18 protein-coding genes and 1 tRNA gene are annotated in these 18,006 nt (G+C 56.7%); 11 read left to right on the top strand and 8 right to left on the bottom strand.

Annotation, left to right across the window (positions count from 1 at the left end):
* Window positions 1-80: 80 nt before the first annotated feature.
* Window positions 81-326, top strand: coding sequence for an EF-hand domain-containing protein (locus AC2TCY_RS13540; RefSeq protein WP_480848030.1), 246 nt, complete (start codon window positions 81-83; stop codon window positions 324-326).
* A 54-nt stretch (window positions 327-380) separates the two neighbouring features.
* On the opposite strand, the gene AC2TCY_RS13535 is transcribed toward AC2TCY_RS13540, so the two are convergent.
* On the bottom strand, window positions 381-1,925 hold the full coding sequence (locus tag AC2TCY_RS13535; protein WP_480848029.1) for a trimethylamine methyltransferase family protein: 1,545 nt from the start codon (window positions 1,923-1,925) through the stop codon (window positions 381-383).
* A gap of 429 nt (window positions 1,926-2,354) precedes the next feature.
* Here AC2TCY_RS13535 and AC2TCY_RS13530 point away from each other — a divergent pair, with 429 nt between their 5' ends.
* Complete coding sequence (locus AC2TCY_RS13530) at window positions 2,355-2,873, top strand: outer membrane protein (protein WP_480848027.1); 519 nt, start codon at window positions 2,355-2,357, stop codon at window positions 2,871-2,873.
* 21 nt (window positions 2,874-2,894) lie between these two features.
* Here AC2TCY_RS13530 and AC2TCY_RS13525 read toward each other — a convergent pair whose 3' ends face one another.
* On the bottom strand, window positions 2,895-4,082 hold the full coding sequence (locus tag AC2TCY_RS13525) for a pyridoxal phosphate-dependent aminotransferase (RefSeq protein WP_480848026.1): 1,188 nt from the start codon (window positions 4,080-4,082) through the stop codon (window positions 2,895-2,897).
* 53 nt (window positions 4,083-4,135) lie between these two features.
* Entirely contained in the window at window positions 4,136-4,480 is a 345-nt protein-coding gene (locus AC2TCY_RS13520) for an MmcQ/YjbR family DNA-binding protein (RefSeq protein WP_480848024.1), read from the bottom strand.
* A 217-nt stretch (window positions 4,481-4,697) separates the two neighbouring features.
* On the opposite strand from AC2TCY_RS13520, the gene cysS reads away from it, so the two are divergent.
* The 3 genes from cysS to AC2TCY_RS13505 are packed head-to-tail and all read left to right on the top strand — an operon-like array spanning window position 4,698 to window position 8,508.
* A complete protein-coding gene (gene cysS, locus AC2TCY_RS13515; protein ID WP_480848023.1) occupies window positions 4,698-6,095 on the top strand; it encodes a cysteine--tRNA ligase in 1,398 nt (465 codons plus the stop codon).
* Window positions 6,095-7,729 carry a citramalate synthase gene (gene cimA / locus AC2TCY_RS13510; RefSeq protein WP_480848021.1) on the top strand — a complete coding sequence of 545 codons (1,635 nt, stop codon included), beginning with the start codon at window positions 6,095-6,097 and terminating at the stop codon, window positions 7,727-7,729. The genes cysS and cimA overlap by 1 nt, the downstream gene beginning before the upstream one ends.
* A 2-nt stretch (window positions 7,730-7,731) precedes the next feature.
* Window positions 7,732-8,508: a phytoene/squalene synthase family protein gene (locus tag AC2TCY_RS13505; RefSeq protein ID WP_480848287.1), complete on the top strand. Its 777-nt coding sequence runs from the start codon at window positions 7,732-7,734 to the stop codon at window positions 8,506-8,508.
* A gap of 6 nt (window positions 8,509-8,514) precedes the next feature.
* On the opposite strand, the gene AC2TCY_RS13500 is transcribed toward AC2TCY_RS13505, so the two are convergent.
* Window positions 8,515-9,741, bottom strand: coding sequence for an MFS transporter (locus AC2TCY_RS13500; protein WP_480848019.1), 1,227 nt, complete (start codon window positions 9,739-9,741; stop codon window positions 8,515-8,517).
* A gap of 97 nt (window positions 9,742-9,838) precedes the next feature.
* Here AC2TCY_RS13500 and AC2TCY_RS13495 point away from each other — a divergent pair, with 97 nt between their 5' ends.
* The 3 genes from AC2TCY_RS13495 to AC2TCY_RS13485 are packed head-to-tail and all read left to right on the top strand — an operon-like array spanning window position 9,839 to window position 11,624.
* On the top strand, window positions 9,839-10,471 hold the full coding sequence (locus AC2TCY_RS13495) for a DNA-3-methyladenine glycosylase family protein (RefSeq protein ID WP_480848017.1): 633 nt from the start codon (window positions 9,839-9,841) through the stop codon (window positions 10,469-10,471).
* Window positions 10,468-11,133: an alpha/beta hydrolase gene (locus tag AC2TCY_RS13490; protein ID WP_480848016.1), complete on the top strand. Its 666-nt coding sequence runs from the start codon at window positions 10,468-10,470 to the stop codon at window positions 11,131-11,133. Before AC2TCY_RS13495 ends, AC2TCY_RS13490 begins: the two co-directional genes overlap by 4 nt.
* Window positions 11,134-11,135: 2 nt before the next feature.
* A complete protein-coding gene (locus AC2TCY_RS13485; protein WP_480848015.1) occupies window positions 11,136-11,624 on the top strand; it encodes an N-acetyltransferase family protein in 489 nt (162 codons plus the stop codon).
* Here AC2TCY_RS13485 and AC2TCY_RS13480 read toward each other — a convergent pair.
* Complete coding sequence (locus AC2TCY_RS13480) at window positions 11,621-12,046, bottom strand: VOC family protein (protein WP_480848013.1); 426 nt, start codon at window positions 12,044-12,046, stop codon at window positions 11,621-11,623. The genes AC2TCY_RS13485 and AC2TCY_RS13480 overlap by 4 nt on opposite strands.
* Window positions 12,047-12,077: 31 nt before the next feature.
* Window positions 12,078-12,683, bottom strand: coding sequence for a pseudouridine synthase (locus tag AC2TCY_RS13475; protein WP_480848011.1), 606 nt, complete (start codon window positions 12,681-12,683; stop codon window positions 12,078-12,080).
* A gap of 212 nt (window positions 12,684-12,895) precedes the next feature.
* Here AC2TCY_RS13475 and AC2TCY_RS13470 point away from each other — a divergent pair, with 212 nt between their 5' ends.
* Window positions 12,896-13,483 carry an HNH endonuclease gene (locus tag AC2TCY_RS13470; RefSeq protein WP_480848009.1) on the top strand — a complete coding sequence of 196 codons (588 nt, stop codon included), beginning with the start codon at window positions 12,896-12,898 and terminating at the stop codon, window positions 13,481-13,483.
* 3 nt (window positions 13,484-13,486) lie between these two features.
* On the opposite strand, the gene AC2TCY_RS13465 is transcribed toward AC2TCY_RS13470, so the two are convergent.
* The gene (locus AC2TCY_RS13465; protein WP_480848007.1) at window positions 13,487-13,951 is read right to left on the bottom strand and encodes a disulfide bond formation protein B; all 465 of its coding nucleotides are present in this window, start codon (window positions 13,949-13,951) and stop codon (window positions 13,487-13,489) included.
* Window positions 13,948-14,526, bottom strand: coding sequence for a YqaA family protein (locus tag AC2TCY_RS13460; RefSeq protein WP_480848005.1), 579 nt, complete (start codon window positions 14,524-14,526; stop codon window positions 13,948-13,950). The genes AC2TCY_RS13465 and AC2TCY_RS13460 overlap by 4 nt, the downstream gene beginning before the upstream one ends.
* Window positions 14,527-14,670: 144 nt before the next feature.
* Between AC2TCY_RS13460 and AC2TCY_RS13455 the strand changes: the two genes are divergently transcribed.
* Both AC2TCY_RS13455 and AC2TCY_RS13450 read left to right on the top strand, forming a co-directional pair.
* A tRNA-Leu gene (locus tag AC2TCY_RS13455) sits at window positions 14,671-14,756 on the top strand.
* Window positions 14,757-15,172: 416 nt separating this feature from the next.
* Window positions 15,173-16,990: a GAF domain-containing protein gene (locus AC2TCY_RS13450; protein ID WP_480848003.1), complete on the top strand. Its 1,818-nt coding sequence runs from the start codon at window positions 15,173-15,175 to the stop codon at window positions 16,988-16,990.
* The last annotated feature ends 1,016 nt before the right edge of the window (window positions 16,991-18,006 follow it).

Here is an 18,006-nt window from a genome sequence, read left to right as displayed (position 1 = left end):
GTGACGAGGGGGTGGGACTGGGTGTTTGTGATGCTTGTCCGGACACCAAGACACAAAAAACTCACTTAGGAGGCACCGTTATGAAACCGCAAAATATGGCTGTCATTTCAGCATTTGTATTTGGACTGCCAGCGCTGGCTGTTGCGCAATCTACTGCCGACGCCAACGGCGATGGCGTTCTGACCATCGAAGAAGTTCAGGCTGTAGTGCCGGAAGTTGACGCTGACGTCTTCTCGACCATGGATGCAAATGGTGACGGCGCGCTGGACGCTGACGAGATCGCGGTGGCGCAAGAGGCCGGATTGCTGCCCCCAAGCAACGGCTGATCTCTCATCGCGACGGCGGCCCGAATCAGTTCGGGCCGCTGCTTTTTCAAAAGGTTATGCGGGTAAGTGAATGTTGAACCTGCTTCGCAGTTCGGCGTCCAACAGGGGGTCGAAACGAGCCTGTGACGGGGTTGCAAGGATCGCTTCTTTACGTGCAATCGCCTTTTCGATCAGATCTGGTTTGCCCAGCTCGGCCCACTCTTTGGGTGAAGTCCGGTCTCCCAGAGTTGGGTAGACATAGTCTACCTGCATCCGGCTAAGCGTGGCATCTGTGCCCAAGTAGTGACCCGGCCCACCCAGACAAACCTCGGCAATCTGGTCCAGGGCCAGCGTGTCATCTGTTACTTCGATCCCACGCACACAGCGCAGGGCCTGACCGATCAGGTCATCGCTGAGGATCAGGCTCTCGAGGCAAAACCCCAGTAGGGATGAGTGCATGCCAGCGGCTTCATAGACCATGTTGAGCCCAGACAGGCCCGCCATGACGTTAGAGCACATCTGCTCCCACCCGGCTTGCATGTCAGGCAGTTTCGAATCCGACGCTCCAGCTGCCGCGCCACCGGGCAAGCCATAGAACTTGTGCATTTGTGCGCAACCTGCGCTCAACAAAGCTTGCTCACCGGAACCGACCGACATCGCGCCGGTACGCAGATCAAGGCCGAACGGCCAGGTCCCAACGATGGCCGGGGCGCCCGGTTTGACGGCGTTCACGTAGACCAGGCCCGCCAGACATTCCGCAGTGGCCTGAGTGATGGCACCCGCGATAGTCGACGGCGCGGTGGCGCCCGCCATGCCGGCAGACAGCAGCAGAACCGGCATGCCGGCATTAATACACGCCTCCATCACCTCGCAACTTTCGGTTGCGAATTTCATCGGTGGAACCACAAAGCAATTAGAGTTGGATACAAACGGCCGTTCGCGCCACTTGTCTTCTCCACCGGCGATCATATGCAACATTTCCATGGCCGGAGCGACATAGCTTGGATCGGTGAAGGAGGTTCCGATGTGCTTGAAGGTACCCGAGCAGCACGCGTAGATCGTGTTCAGGTCCATCTCCTGATTATCCAGGATATCTCGGCACACCATCGGGCGCTGGACAAAGTGGATGTTGTCCAGGCTGTCACATATGCGGGACGCATCATACAGGTCCTGAACCGTCGAATCGCGGTATTCCCGCCCATGGATATCGACCATGTGAACGGCAGCACCAGCGGTACCGTAGTGTACGCGGTTTCCGGTTAATTCCAGGTCGGTCTTGCCGTCACGGCTGTGCAAGGTGACCGAGCGATTTGCCTTGGCCAACATGTCCTCGACCAATGCGCGGGGAAAGCGGATGCGACCGTCGTCGCCCAGAATACAGCCTGCACCGACAAGATAGTCGATGCCGCTTTGCGGTGCGTCGGCCAGGCCGATGGTTTCCAAAGCGGTCAGGGCAGCGTTGTGAATACGCTCCATATCCTGTTGGCTGAGTGGCTTGTAGGTGCCGCCCTCCATGCCGGGGCGGATAGGGCGCAGATGATCCGGCAGGGCGCTTGAGCGGGCTGCACGTCGGGCAGAGCGACCGCCACTGCGCGAGGAGTTTCGGGATTGATCGTTCATATTTTGGGTCCGGTTACTAGACAGGAAGTAGGTATTGGCAGGGTCAACCCGCCAACGGCCGCCCCCTTGCGGCACGTCCCCGGTCCGCACCGATGGTGCGGCTCACAAGGGATATCTTCCAGAAGTCGTTTTTCATCAGAACCCTTCGCGTCTCAGTGCTACTTTCCTAACCAATGTCGGCGAAATCTGTTCTATTTGCGACCATTGTTCGGATTTCTTTATCTGACGCGCACGAGCTCTCGCGGCGTCCGAATGTCGAAAATGTCACGCAAGATTCTGTGAGGAAATGTTTTTTTTCCGTTTGGGCGGAAATCTGTTAAGCTGCTGTTAAGTATTTAAAGAGGAATTTTGGGTTAGCTGATTAACTGGCATGGCCTGATCCAACTGAGGCAATCGTGCCGAACCGACGGCGTACCTCCGGAGGTCTGAGTGAAACTGACAAAGGCGACACTGTCTGTAGTACTGCTGCTGAGCGCTGGTCCAGCGCTGGCAGAGGATTGGACGGGTGCTTATGTGGGTTTCAGTTTTGGTTACACCGATGTTGACGGCCCAAGCGGAAGCGGCGGTAGCGATTTCAGCTTTGGCCCGCTTATCGGCTATGATTACGATTTCGGAAATTTCGTTTTGGGCGGCGAGTTGGAGTACAACAGCCTGAACCTGGATCTTGGGCGGTCCGAAGGGAGCTTGGACAGCATGTCCCGGGTGAAACTGCGGGGCGGCTATGATTTTGGCTCGGCCCTTGGATACGTGGTTGTCGGTTCGGCACGCGCGGACACATCAGGCAGCAGCGACACTGCAGCTGTCTATGGAATAGGAGTCGCGTATCCGATCGGAGACAGGTTTGTGATCAGTGGGGAAGCACTGCGCCAGAACTTCGACGATGTGACCCGGTCCAATGGTGGTCTTGATGCTAACGTTATCAATCTGCGCACGACGTTCCGGTTTTAACGAACACCTGCAATTGAATGACTAAGCAGCACCTCTGTCCTGCGACAATTGCCCGGCGAAATCACACAAAGTCTTAAGCGAATCGGCGAATCTTTCATCATCAACAGTCATCGCAACGCGAATGTGTCCGGCGGCGGCGACGCCGAAACTTTCACCAGGCATGACCGCAATCGAATGCGCATCCAGTAAGGCGTTTGCAAATCCTTCGCCGCTCAACCCTGTGGCGCGAACGTCCAGCATCAGATACATCGCGCCCTGTGCCGGGATCAGGCCAACAGTGTTTTGCTGCGCCAGAAGCCGTGTAGCCAGTTCGCGGCGGCGTCGGAACGGGGCGGCGACTTCATCTTCGGGGCCCTGACCCGCACTGAGTGCAAAACTCGCGGCATCCTGAATGAATCCCGGTACGCCATAGGTTGTGTGGGTCGCCAGATTGATCAGGTGTTCGATCACTTCTTCCGGACCGACGATCCACCCGCATCGAGACCCTGTCATGGCATGGGATTTGGACATCGACCCGACGACCAGAGTACGCTCGGCCATCCCCGGCAACGCGCGGGGCGAGATGTGTGAACCTTCCCAGACCTGAGTGTCATAAACCTCGTCCGAGATCAGCCAGAGATCACGGCGTTGGCAAAGCTCAGCAATCGCGCCCAGCGTTTCAGGTGAATAGACAACGCCCGTGGGGTTGTTGGGCGTATTGATCAGCAGGGACACGGCGCCGTCTGTATGTTCGTCGATCTTTTCGGCACGGGGCTGGAACGCATCTTCGGCGCTAGTCTGTACGGCTTTGGCGATTGCTCCGGCACCGCGTATCGTGCCGGGGTAGGTGGCGTAGTAAGGATCAAGGTACAACCCCGTATCGCCGGGATTGCAAACGGCGACGTGGGCGGCGAACAAAGCGGCCTGACCACCCGGTGTGATCAGAACATTATGGCGCGTGGTTTTCACACCAGTACGCACCTGAACGCGCGCGGCCACAGTGTCGCGCAGCAGATCGGTACCGGGCACCATGGCATAACCGGTGTGGCCACTTTGGGCAGAGGCGTCCATCTCGGCCAGGATTTCGGGGCTTGTGCCGATGTCATGTTCGCCGATGGTCAACTCGGTAATGGCATGCCCTTCCGCGATCATCCGGCGCGCCCGATAAAACACGTCCCAGCCATCGGATCCGCCTTCGGTCAAATGTGTGATGCGATGCGACAGTTTCATTCCACGCCTCCCTGATTTCGCCCGAATGGGGCAGAGGCGTGCGGGTTTGTCAATCAGCTTCGTGCGGCCAAAGTCGATTGGACCTTTTTAGTCAGCGAAGCGCGCACGATATCGTAAGACGCCGTCAGCCGGTGCCGTATTTCTTCAGGGTCCGTATCCCAAGGCAAGTGAATCCAACTGCGGTGAAAATAGGGAGCCTTGGTGCCTATTCCTGCATCAATCAGCATCTGAGCGGTTTCGATATCGGGTGTCTTCACGGACACGCCGTCGCCAACCGAGCCGACACAGGCGAACATCTTGCTGCCGACTTTCCATGCATCATGTCCTCCGCCCCAGGGGTCGGACAGCTCGGCGCCGGGCAGGTCACCACATACGGAATTGACGAAATCGCGGCTCATGCTGCTGACTGTGCCGCGAGGGAGCAACGAACTCAAGGCTTGGCGCAGGATGTGTCCCGTGATATGCGGAACGCATGAACCGTATGACCTGCATCATTATTTGCTGCATTCCCTGCTGATCACTCAAGCGGGCCGGTTTCTTTCGTTTTCATCTCTGAGACAAGTTGCTATGCCCGCGCAAACGCGCAAGCGCACGCTGTTTTAGGAGCAAGACCCGATGACGACGATCAAACTGCACAACACACGGACGCGGACGAAAGAGGATTTCGTTCCGATCGACCCTGAAAATGTGCGTATGTACGTCTGCGGGCCGACGGTCTACGACCGGGCGCACTTGGGAAATGCGCGGCCCGTTGTTGTCTTTGACGTGCTGTTTCGCTTGCTGCGCCATGTGTTTGACGCCGAACACGTGACTTATGTGCGTAATTTCACCGATGTTGACGACAAGATTAACGCGACAGCTTTGGCCCGGAAAAAGGCGGGCGCTGAAGGCTCATTGGAGCTGCTGGTGCAGGAACGGTCGGATGAAACGATCGGCTGGTATCTGCATGACATGGGTGCGTTGGGTGCATTGGAACCCAGTCAGATGCCCCGCGCGACAGAGTATATCGCCCAGATGATCGCGATGACGCAGGATCTGATCGACAAGGGCCATGCCTATGCCGCCGAGGGGCACGTACTATTTGCGGTGGACAGCTGGAAAGAGGAGTACGGCAAGCTTTCGGGACGGTCCGTCGATGACATGATTGCCGGGGCTCGGGTCGAGGTGGCTCCGTATAAGAAAAACCCGATGGACTTTGTACTCTGGAAGCCGTCGACAGACGACTTGCCGGGATGGGATTCGCCCTGGAGCCGCGGGCGCCCGGGGTGGCACATCGAGTGCTCGGCCATGAGCTACGAGTTGCTGGGTGAGAGTTTCGATATTCACGGCGGCGGCAACGATCTGATGTTTCCGCATCATGAAAACGAGATTGCTCAGAGCCGTTGCGCGCATCCACATGGTGAGTTTGCGAAAGTCTGGCTGCACAACGAAATGCTGCAGGTGGAGGGGAAGAAGATGTCCAAATCGCTGGGCAATTTCTTTACTGTGCACGATCTGCTGGAACAGGGCGTACCGGGTGAAGTCATCCGCTTTGTCTTCCTGCAAACCCATTACCGCAAGCCGATGGACTGGACCGAGAAAAAGGCGCGTGAAGCCGAGGCGACATTGCGAAAGTGGCGGACGCTGACGGCGGGCATCGAGCCCGCCGCCAGCGTGGCGCCCTCGGTCATCGATGCGCTGGCCGATGACCTGAATACTGCAGGCGCCATTGCGGAACTTCATCGTCTGGCGGCGACTGGTAATGCCGCTGGGCTTTTGGCGGGCGCACAAACCATGGGTTTGTTGACGGCCGAGATGGGAGACTGGGCGGAAACCGGTTCGCTGGACTTGTCACCTCATGCCGACAGGCTGGCGCAGGCGCGGGCGACCGCGATGCAAACCAAGGATTTCGCCGAAGTTGATCGCCTGAAGGCGCTGTATCTGGCGGCAGGTCTTGAAGTTCGGATGAGCAAGGACGGTGTGGATCTGGTGCCCGGCGCGGGTTTCGACGCTGCCAAGCTGGAGGGTGTGTGATGGCCAGAGATCGGCTTTATCTCTACGATACAACCTTGCGCGATGGTCAACAAACGCAGGGGGTTCAGTTCTCGACGGCCGAAAAGGTCCAGATCGCTCAGGCGTTGGACGAATTGGGAGTTGACTATATCGAAGGCGGCTGGCCCGGTGCCAACCCCACCGACAGCGCATTTTTTGAAGCTGCCCCCGCGACGTTGGCCCGGTTGACTGCGTTTGGAATGACCAAACGATCCGGACGATCAGCTGAAAATGACGATGTACTGGCGGCCGTGATGAACGCGGGTACGCAAGCGGTCTGTCTGGTCGGAAAATCTCATGACTATCACGTGACCCATGCGCTTGGTGTATCACTTGAGGACAACGTCGAGAACGTACGCGCCTCGATCGCACATATTGTAGCGTCCGGGCGTGAAGCGCTGTTTGATGCCGAGCATTTCTTTGATGGCTACAAGGACAACCCGGCCTATGCGATTGAGGTCTGCCGTGCCGCAATGGATGCGGGGGCACGTTGGGTTGTGCTGTGCGACACGAACGGCGGTGCACTGCCGGCAGAGGTTGGCAGGATTGTCGCTGATGTGATCGCCGCGGGTTTGCCGGGGGATCGGCTGGGCATTCACACACATAACGACACGGAAAACGCGGTTGCTTGTTCGCTGGCGGCTGTGGATTCCGGAGCACGGCAGATTCAGGGCACGTTGAACGGGTTGGGCGAGCGTTGTGGAAACGCCAACCTGACGGCGTTGATCCCGACCTTGCTGTTGAAAGAACCCTATGCCTCGAACTTTGACATTGGCGTCAGTCACGAAGCGCTGATGGGTTTGACGCGGATCAGCCGCATGCTTGACGACATTCTGAACCGGGTTCCCAGCAAACAGTCGGCCTATGTGGGCGCATCGGCCTTTGCCCATAAGGCAGGTTTGCATGCCAGCGCAATTCTAAAGGACCCGTCGACATATGAGCATGTAGACCCGGGCGACATTGGCAATGCACGTGTCATACCGATGTCGAACCAGGCTGGGCAATCAAATCTTCGCAAGCGGCTGACCGAGGCCGGACTGACGGTTGAGGCCAGCAACCCGGCGTTGGGACGCATTCTGGACCGGATCAAACTGCGTGAGGCTGAGGGGTATTCCTATGACACCGCCCAAGCCAGTTTCGAACTTCTGGCACGGGATGAGCTGGGTCAGTTGCCCGAATTCTTCGAGGTGAAGCGTTACAAGGTCACGGTTGAGCGTCGAAAGAACAAGTATAACAAGATGGTCAGCTTATCCGAGGCTGTCGTAGTGGTGAAGGTCGACGGGGAAAAGAAGCTGTCGGTCAGTGAATCGCTTGACGAAGATGGCAGTGATCGCGGCCCGGTGAACGCGCTGGCCAAAGCTCTGGCCAAGGATCTGGGTCGATATTCTCAGATTCTTGAAGATATGCGCCTGGTGGATTTCAAGGTGCGGATCACTCAAGGTGGAACCGAGGCGGTGACGCGGGTCATAATCGACAGCGAAGACGGGCAGGGTCGGCGCTGGTCGACTGTTGGCGTCAGCGCGAACATAGTTGATGCCTCGTTCGAGGCCTTGCTGGATGCGATCCAGTGGAAACTGGTGCGGGATTGCGGCTCGCAAACGGCGGCGGCCGAGTGACCGTGGAATTCGACGAAGATGTCAAAGCCTGCGCGGCCTTGGTGCATCGCGCAGACCCAGACCGGTTCATGGCCGCCATGGCTGCACCTGTCGGTGCACGCGCAGTTCTGTTTCCACTTTATGCCCTCAATGTCGAGGTGGCCCGTGCCCCGTGGGTCACACAGGAGCCAATGATTGCCGAGATGCGCCTGCAATGGTGGCGCGACGCATTGCAGGAGATTGCCGAAGGGCAGACCGTTCGCCGCCATGAGGTTGTAACGCCCTTGTCGCGCAGCCTGTCACCTCATCTGGCCGCACTATTGGATGAGTATGTCGCCGTAAGGCGTTGGGATATCTATCGCGATCCGTTCGAGGACGAAGACCACTTTGACAGTTATATCCGTCACAGTGCCGGGACCTTGATGGTCGTGGCTGCGCAATCTTTGGGTTCAGGTGACGAACAAACCCTGCGCGATTTCGGCTATGGCGTGGGGGTGGCGAACTGGTTCCGCGCAATCCCCGATCTTGAAGCCCGTGGAAGAATTCCCTTGCTGGACGGGACGCCTGATGGCGTTCGCGCACTGGCTGAAAAAGCCCTGGAGCGCCTCACAGCGGCAAAGGCCGGCCGGACGACCGTCTCGGATGAGGCGCGTCCCGCGCTCTATGCGGGCTGGCAGGCCGAATGGGTGTTGCGACAGGTTTTGGCGCAGCCTGGGCGTGTCGCCCAAGGGGGGCTGTCCCAAGGGGAATTGCGGCGCAGGCTGTCGTTGATGTGGACTGTTGGAACCGGTCGCTGGTAGCTGATGTCAGATCGCCTCGGGCTCTGCCGGGCGAAGGACCAGCCACAGCAGAGCACCGCCCGCAAAGGTCAGCAGCGGGATCATGGCCAGATTGACTGCAGACCAGCCTTCGACCGGTGATCCGCCCGAACAGTTCATTAGACCGCCCGATGCGAGCGAGGCCAGCGTGACGCCACCGAATACTAACAGGTCATTGAGACCCTGCATGCGCCCGCGTTCGCTCACCTCGTGAGATGCGGCCAGCATTGAGGTCGCACCGATAAAGCCAAAATTCCAGCCGATGCCAAGCAGGATGAGAGCGACGAAAAAGTTGCCAAGATCGACCCCTTGCAGGGCAACGACCCCAGCCCCGCCAAGAATGGTGAGACCCAAAGCGACGATCTTTTCCACGCCGAACCGAGCGATCAGGTGACCGGTGAAGAAGCTGGGTACGTACATGGCCAGCACGTGTGCGGTAACCACGTCAGCGGCGTCATTTGCAGTGTAACCGCAGCCCACCACTGCCAGCGGCGTGGATGTCATCACTAGATTCATCAACGCATACGAGACCATCGCACAGATAACGGCGACGGCAATGCGCGGCGTTTTCAGCAATTCTAGCCGGGATCGTCCTTTTGGCGAGTTCTCGGTCGGGCGCGCTGGAGTCGGGATATCGAGGAAAAAGAAAAGGGCTGAGCCGACTACATTGATCGCTATCACTGCCAAATATGTCCCCAGAAACGGGATGACATAGGCGGTAGATGTGAGTTTCACGATTTGTGGCCCAATGATTGCCGCCGCCAATCCGCCTGCCATGACATAGGAAATCGCCTTCGGCCGAAACGTATCCGACGCAGTGTCAGCGGCTGCAAAACGATAAAACCCGTGGGCGCTCATGTAGATGCCTGTCAGCAAACTCCCAAGCAGAAAGATCGGGAATGAGCCCAGATACAAACCGTATGCGCCCACCAGACCACCGCAGGCACCGGCCGTAGCCCCGACAAGGAACCCGGCGCGCCGCCCCCAACGTTGCATGATTGCCGAAATGGGTGTGGCCGCCAGCATCGATCCCAAAACGATCAGCGAGATCGGCAGGGTAGCGAGGCAGGGGTTTGTCGCAAGCGATTGCCCGGCCAGACCGCCAACAATGAACATCATTGGCATCTGCGCGCCTAGAAGCGATTGAGCGGCCACCAGAACGGCGACGTTGCGCTTGGCTTGGCTGTCATTTGGTGTGATGGCGGTCATTGTCATGGGCCTATGCGTATCGGCGATCTGTTCGGCACACAAGCGGGTTGCATATGCGACAAAGGGGCCTAACGTTCGGCGGGGATCACAAAACGGAGCGCCCATGGTTGTCGGACGCATTATTGAAACGCCAGGTTGTGTCGCGGAAGGTGCTGCATGGTTATCTGACACCTGTCCGCGCATGGCCCATGCCATCGAACAGACAGGCCCTTTGCCCCTGCGTCGCCGCCCGGACGGTTTTGCCCAGTTGCTAAGTGCGATCGTCAGTCAGCAGGTCAGCGTTGCCTCGGCAAACGCGATCTGGAAGCGGTTGCAGGAGGCGAAATTGACCGGACCGCGCAAGATCATGTGGGCTACAGATGACGATCTGAGGGCTGTCGGATTAAGTCGCCAGAAGATTCGTTATGCCCGGGCTTTGGCTGAAGCACGCATTGATTACAAAGCATTACGCGGTATTCCTGATGAGGATGTTGTTGCGATACTGACGCAAGTATCGGGGATTGGAACTTGGACTGCCGAAATTTACGCCATGTTTTCATTAGGGCGTGCCGACGTTATCGCACCCGGTGATCTAGCGCTGCAAGAAGCCGCCCGCGCGCTCTACAAGTTGCCTGCGCGGCCAACCGACAAGGAACTGCGGCAGATGGCAGAAGCCTGGTCGCCGTGGCGATCGGTTGCGGCACGGGTTTTGTGGGCCTATTACCGCGTGGTCAAAGACAGAGAAGGGATCAGATGACACGGGTTTTGAATGCGCTCCGAAAAGAGCCGGTTTCGGGCGATACACGCTCGGTTGTGGTGTTTGTGCACGGCTATGGCGCTAACGGGGCCGACCTGTTGGGTCTTGCGGATGTTCTGGGTGAACACCTTCCCGACACGTTGTTCGTGGCCCCGGATGCGCCCGAGCAGATTCCCGGCATGCCCAACGGGTATCAATGGTTCCCGATCCCCTGGATTGACGGATCCTCGGAAGAAGAAGCACGGCGCGGCATGGAAATGGCCGTGGAAGACTTCGACGCGTTTCTCGACGCTCTGATGGTGGATGAGGATGTTTTGCCGGAACAGGTTGTACTGTTTGGGTTCTCTCAAGGCACAATGATGAGCCTTTATGTTGCGCCGCGTCGCGAAGATCCGGTTGCCGGAATTGTGGCCTTTTCCGGCCGTCTTCTGGAGCCGGACATGTTGGCAGATGAAGTTGTCAGCCGGATGCCCATTCTATTGGTGCATGGTGACGCAGATGACGTCGTGCCGCCGCAATCGCTGCCGGAAGCTGCAGAGGCCCTGCAGACAGCAGGTTTCAAAGAAGTCTACGCGCATGTCATGAAAGGCACCGGGCACGGTATCGCGCCCGATGGGCTGAGCGTCGCACTGGCCTTCATGCGTGACAAGCTGAGCCTGTAACCGTGATCGTGGTGCGTCCGATGATGCGGGAGGATGTGGCTGACGCATGCCGCATTCTCAACGCTATCATCGCCGCAGGCGGGACGACCGCGCTTGAAATTCCGTTCTCTGAGCCCTTGTTCACGCAAAGCTATCTCGACGGCTTAGACAAGATTTGTTGCCACGTTGCGCTGGATGTTCAAGGCGAGGTGGCCGGATTTCAATGGTTGGGCACCCATGAGACCTTGCCCGAAGATTGCGCCGACATCGCAACCTTCACCCGCCGCCATCCAGTGCTGCGCGGCGCTGGTCGCGCACTGTTCGAAGAAACGTCGAAACGGGCCGTTTCGTTGGGGTTTCAAGCAATCAACGCAACGATTAGGGCCGATAACGCTCTCGGACTCAAGTATTATGAAAAGATGGGATTTCGTGATTATTCCGTGGCTTACGGCATACCGTTAAGGGATGGAACGCCGGTAAACAGGATTTCGAAACGATATGCTTTACGTTAGTCCCACAGGTGGCTTTCTGAAAACTCAACTGAGTTGCCTGCCGGGTCGCGGACATAAAGAGATCTTGCACCGGTGGGCCAGTCGAACTCGGCGTCAAGCGGGATGTTCCAGTCCAGTAGATGTTTGCGCATGGTCGCGATCTCATCGCGAGTCAAAACCAAGCACACATGTCCGGGGCCGCGCGCGCCATGTGGTGGGACTGGCAGGTCTGGGTTGGTTGGCGGTTGCTCGGTCTGAACCGGATTAAACAGCAGCAGGACTGAACCGCCGACCCGATAGAAGACGTGCCGATCTTCCACGCGCTGAATGCGTGTCAGCCCCAGAACTTCTCCGTAAAACCGCTCAGCCGCATCGAGATCATCAACATACAGCGCGGCCTCCAGAATGGCGGACGGGGCTGGTATGTCTGCAGTAACCTTCATGAATCCAGTTTAACCGCTATGGAGCATTCTGTCACCGGCGGGGGCGGCGGTCGCGTTTACGTAGTGGGGCGGAATTGAAAGCAGGCAATGGCAAGCTGTCCCAGTGACCGGGTTCCAGCCCTTCCAACGTCCAGTCGCCGATTCGAGCTCGGATAAGCCGAAGGGTAGGGTGGCCCACTGCGGCCGTCATTCGACGAACCTGCCGATTGCGGCCCTCGCGGATGGTCAACTCGACCCAGCTATCGGGAACGGTCTGACGTACGCGAATTGGTGGCGTGCGGGGCCACAACCCCTCCGGCTCGTCCATCAGCCGAGCCTTAGCTGGGCGTGTCGGGCCCTCTTTCAACTCCACACCATCGCGCAAAGCCTTCAGGGCGGCTGCATCCGGCACACCTTCGACCTGAACCCAGTACGTTTTGGGCATCTTGTGTTTCGGATCCGAGATCTGCGCCTGCAGCTTGCCGATATCCGTCAGCAGCATCAGTCCTTCGCTGTCGCGATCCAGACGGCCCGCGGGATAGACGCCGGGCAGGTCTATGAAATCCGACAAAGTGTTTCGCGGCGAATCGGCATTCGCGCGGTCGGTGAACTGCGGCAGCACGTCGAACGGTTTGTTGAAGCGGATGAACCATGACATGGGCAACGCCATATCCCGGCGGCCAAATCGGTGCAACCTGTGGATAACTGTCACGATCTTGTCACGGATTGGGTTTAATCAATCCCCGAGATATTGTGGAAACTCAGGACTTGTCAGAGTTTTAACACGATATATAGTTAAGTTAAGGCCGGGGCGGGTGTTCCCCGCTCTGGTGTCAAAACGGGCAGAGCAGAGCGAGGAGCGATTCTGATATGGACGGAGACTTCAGGACCGAATTTGTCAGGGAACCCGGTGCTCTCAAGCATCATCCCGCGTTGGTTTTGAACGCTGATTATCGCCCACTTTCCTATTACCCACTATCACTCTGGCCATGGCAGGAGGCTATTAAAGCCGCATGGCTGGATCGGGTCGACATCGTCGCAGAGTATGACGAAGTGGTCCGCAGTCCCAGTACGCAGATACGAATACCATCGGTCGTTGTCCTGAAAGACTATGTAAAACCCAGAAAGCGCGTGGCCTTCACGCGCTTTAATTTATTTTTGAGGGACGAATTCTGTTGTCAGTACTGTGGCAGCCGCGGTGATCTGACCTTTGATCACGTGGTGCCGCGCGCTGCGGGGGGCGTGACAAGTTGGCAGAACGTGGTTGCTGCCTGCAGCCCGTGCAATCTGCGCAAGGGTTCGAAATCGCTGCGGCAGGCTAGAATGACGCTGCGAAAGCCGCCGCGACAGCCGGATGCCGAATCCCTACGTAATGTCGGGCGCAAATTCCCACCGAACCACCTGCACGACAGTTGGATTGATTTTCTCTATTGGGATGCCGAACTGGATCAGCAGTAGAGCTTAGCGCGCGCGCCAGGCAGCGATCCAGATCAGGGCCAATCCAGCGGATATGACGGCGTTCCAGCCTGCCATCGACAGACCAAACAATTCCCATGGAATATCATCACAACGAACCAGCGGGGCGGCCATAATCTGGTTCAGCAGATCTTCTGCCGACAATCCGCTTATGTCGCCCGAGGTACAGCTGGTTGGGCCTTCCCACCACTTTCGCTCGACACCTGCGTGATACGCACCGATCCCGGCGGTGATCATAGCTGCAACCGCTCCTAGGAGTGGAAGCGCCCGAAGGCTCGGCAGGGCCAGTGCAACGGCGCCGATCAGGAAAGCCGCCCCGTGCGGGTAGCGTTGCCAGATGCACATTTTGCAAGGCGCCATGCCGCCGAGATACTGGAAGCCCCATGCGGCCAACAACAAGGCGGCTGACCCGCCGGCTGCAAGAACAATTAGTGATGATCGATTTATCATAGGTACCGCACCGCAAAGAACCCGCCCAATAGCAGCAGAATGAACAGGGTGAACATTAATCCCAACCGTTTTTCGATGAAATCGCGGATCGGTTCACCAAATTTCCACAACAGTCCTGCGACAACGAAGAACCGCAATGCCCGCGCGAGGATGGATGTCGCAATAAATGTGCCCAGTGGCATTCCCGTCCAGCCGGACATGATCGTGATGACCTTATAAGGGAAAGGCGTGACCCCAGCGGTCAGCACCGCCCAAAAGCCGAAATCGTTGAACCGTACATTGAACTCTTCCATGGCTTGCGCTTTGCCCATGGCCTCGAGAATAGGCTGGCCGACACTTTCGTAAAAGAAGGCGCCGATTGCATATCCCAGCATTCCGCCCAACACCGAAGAAACAAGAGCCACCGATGCAATCAGCCAGGCGCGTGAAGGTCGTGCCAGGATCATGGGAATCATCAGAACGTCAGGAGGGATCGGGAAGAACGAGCTTTCGACAAAAGCCACAATGGCAAGCGCCCAAAGGGCATGAGGGTGATCCGCCAGACGAATGGTCCAGTCATACAGTGATCGCAACATAAAATACAAAATCCATGCCTCGGGACGGGCAATCCAAATCACGCACCCGAAGTACCGTCAACCTCCGTCGGGCGAACAAAGGTGGGAAAGGTTGATTTTTGCCTCTGGACCTTCCTGATGCGGGACGCTAATCCAAGGAACGTGGCCCAAGTGGCGGAATGGTAGACGCAGGGGATTCAAAATCCCCCGGTAGTGATACCGTGCCGGTTCGAGTCCGGCCTTGGGTACCAAAGTAAAAACAGAGAGTTAGGGGAACCTGCTCTCTGTTTTTTCTTTTCTGACATTGCGTACCCCCGCACAGCTAACTCACACTTTCACGCTCTCGTCTAATCTCAGATTCGACGTGTTTGCGCAACTTTGGACAGCTTGTGATTATCAGCAAGGCTTTGTCGAAGTGTGTAGTTAACCGTTTCGCAAGCCCACTTACTGAGGATGACCCACGTTCCGAGATCTCGTGGAACCGTGGTCGGGCAAGTGGAATAATTACACCTTACCCTTGATCGAACTGGCGGCGCGTAACCTTAGGGAGATACCCGCCGGCCAAAAACAAATCTAAAGGTCAGAGGAAGGCTGCTATTTGTAATGCTAGTCTACAACGCACGGCTTCACTAATGTGGAATTGATTTGACAGAAAAGTGGTTTAGCAATGCGGAAACAATTGGGCCGGGTTGATCGACAGGACCCCCGACTGGAACTTGACCGTATGCGTGACCGAGAAACCGCCACGCGGAAAATACTGCAGGCCATCAATGAAAACCGCCACGACGATCGGCCCGTTTTCGAGACGATCTTGGGCCATGCAGCACGCTTGTGCAACGCACCGATTGCTTGGCTGTTGCTCGCAGATGATGGTTTGAAGAAGCTGAGTCTGGCCGCACATCATGGGTTGCCACGCCGCGCGTTGGAAATCGACCAGACGTGGACTGTAAACTGGGATGGTCCTGTAACCGGTCTCGGGATCGCGTTGCGCGATGCTTACACAACTCAGGACGAAGACCTGTCGCAAAGCCAAGCGTATCTGACCGGCGATCAGGATATGTGCCAATTGGTTGATGATGAAGGTCTGCGGACCCGAATTTCTGTTCCGCTCGTCAAGGAAGGCCGCGCGATCGGGGTTATTGTTCTAAGTCGCCGTGAAGTCTCCAAATTCAGCGCTGACGACATCCGACTGGTCGACACTTTTGCCGAGCAGGCCGTAATGGCAATTGAAAATGTGCGCCAGTTTCGTGAGGTACAAGAGCGCTTGCAACGTGAGCGCGCCTCGTCCGAGGTACTGAAGGTTATCAGCCATAGCCGCGACGACGAAAAACCTGTCTTTGATGCGATTCTCAATAACGCCTGTAAGCTTTGCAATGCGCCCTTGGCCGGATTGATATTGGGAAGGCCTGAAGACAGCGTTCAGATTCTGGCTGCACATAATGGAATGTTTCCTGAGGCAATCGAGTTGTTCGAGACAGGGCAAATGCGGATGGACGGGGAACTGTCTTACGCCGCTAAATCCATTATCGAAGGCCGCTTGATCGCTTTTGATGATATGGGGGACAGTGATCTATACAAGGCGGGCAGTCCGGTTGTTCGCTCGATGGTGGATGCATCCGGTATACGAAGCGTGTTGTTTGTCCCGCTGATGAAAAACGGTAAGGGGATAGGGAATCTGACGCTCTTCCGCAACGAGGTCAGCCCGTTCAATCAGTCGGAAATCTCTCTAATCCAAACCTTCGCCGATCAGGCCGTGATTGCCATTGAAAATGTGCATCAATTCAATGCGCTGGAAAAACTCAACTCTGAATTGGGTGAACGGGTCGAAGAACAGGTGGGCCAGATTGAGCGGATGGGCCGCCTTAAGCGTTTTCTGCCGGCAGCGGTGGCCGACACCGTAATCTCTTCTGGTTCGGAACAGTTGCTCTCAAGTCATCGTGCGCTATTGGGTGTATTGTTTTGCGACATCCGAGGCTTTACCGCCTTTTGCGAAACGGCGGAGCCGGAAGAGACCATCGAAGTTCTGCAAACATATCATGAGGAAATGGGCAAGCTTATCAATGAGCACGAAGCTGGCGTCGACCACCGGATGGGCGACGGGATCATGGTCCTGTTCAACGACCCATTGCCATGTGACGATCCCGCAGGCGATGCTGTACGGCTGGCAAACGCGATGCGCGAAAAGATGGTTGAACTGAGTGGGAAATGGAAGCGACTGGGTTATCGGCTTGGGTTCGGCGTTGGTGTTTCTCTTGGGTATGCCACGGTAGGTTTGGTGGGTTTTGAGGGGCGTTTCGACTACACGGCTTCTGGAACCGCCATAAACCTTGCCGCACGTCTTTGCGACGAAGCCAGGGACGGGGAAATTCTTCTTAGTCCTCGGGCTGCTATTGCAGTTGAGGATCACTACCAAGTCGATACCAGAGGTGAAATCAGCCTGAAGGGTATTCGTGAGCCGCTCGAAGTCTTCAAGCTTGTAAGCTGAAAAGAAACACGAATCATGACAACGCCAGCAAATCTGGCGTTAGCGAGACTGGGTTGTACCGGAGCTTCGATACTCACCCATAGTGTTGCGAATTGGGTTGAACAGGCAATACCAGCATTCTTGGTGGGCAGTATCCGGATTAGTGACGAAGAACCGCAACAATTGAAAAACTGGTCAGGGGATGTTGCGCTTGTTCAGTTTCGGAAGGGTTATTGCCACAACTGTTGGTTTGAAAGGCTTTCATTATGTCGCTTACAATCCCACAGAGAACGCAGTCAAACCAATCTGTCACCACCAACACGAAAATTCGGGAAGCGTTTGATACACGCCCTGATGGTATTTTCACCTCTACGCCCACTAAGTGCGGAACCACTTGGATGCAGCCCATCTGCGCGACGCAGATATTTGAGGACCCATTGGTTGATCCTAGGCTCGGTGAGGTTTCCAGATGATTGGACAGCGCTTCTAACGAAGAGGGCGAAACCCTCTCTGAGTTGAATGCCCAGGCGCATCGTCGCTACCTGAAAACCCACACTCCACTGGATGGCATCACCTATGATGCAAACTGCAAGAATTTAGCTGGCTACCGGCATGCTCTTGATGCTGCCATTTACGCGCCCTCTGCAAATCGGGGATATGGAAGAAGGATACAAATTTACCTGACAGCGGAAGCAGTAACAAATGGAAGGTGTTTTGGCGCAGCATACGCTTTCAGTCTAAAGGGCGCGGATGAACGAACTGCCTGCGCGGGAAGAACGTACGTGGCTCGAGTTTGGCTATAAAGATTAGTTTTGTATGGCTTCCCGCGGCTGAACAGCGGGTGTTACGACACCATTGATGATAACCCTCAAACTCTATTTGGGACATGAAAACCCACGCCAGAAACGTCCGACAGGTTTCTGACTTCTTGTCTCCAAATCCGTTCTGTGTAGTCCCCGTGACGTCGCATTCTTAACTAACCAACCTTGGCGGTTGTGCCAAATAGCGGGGAAAGTTCGGTTTTTTCCGTCAAATCT

It is taken from the genome of Ruegeria sp. HKCCD7181 (assembly GCF_057221055.1).
This window is presented reverse-complemented; position numbering and strand designations above follow the sequence as displayed.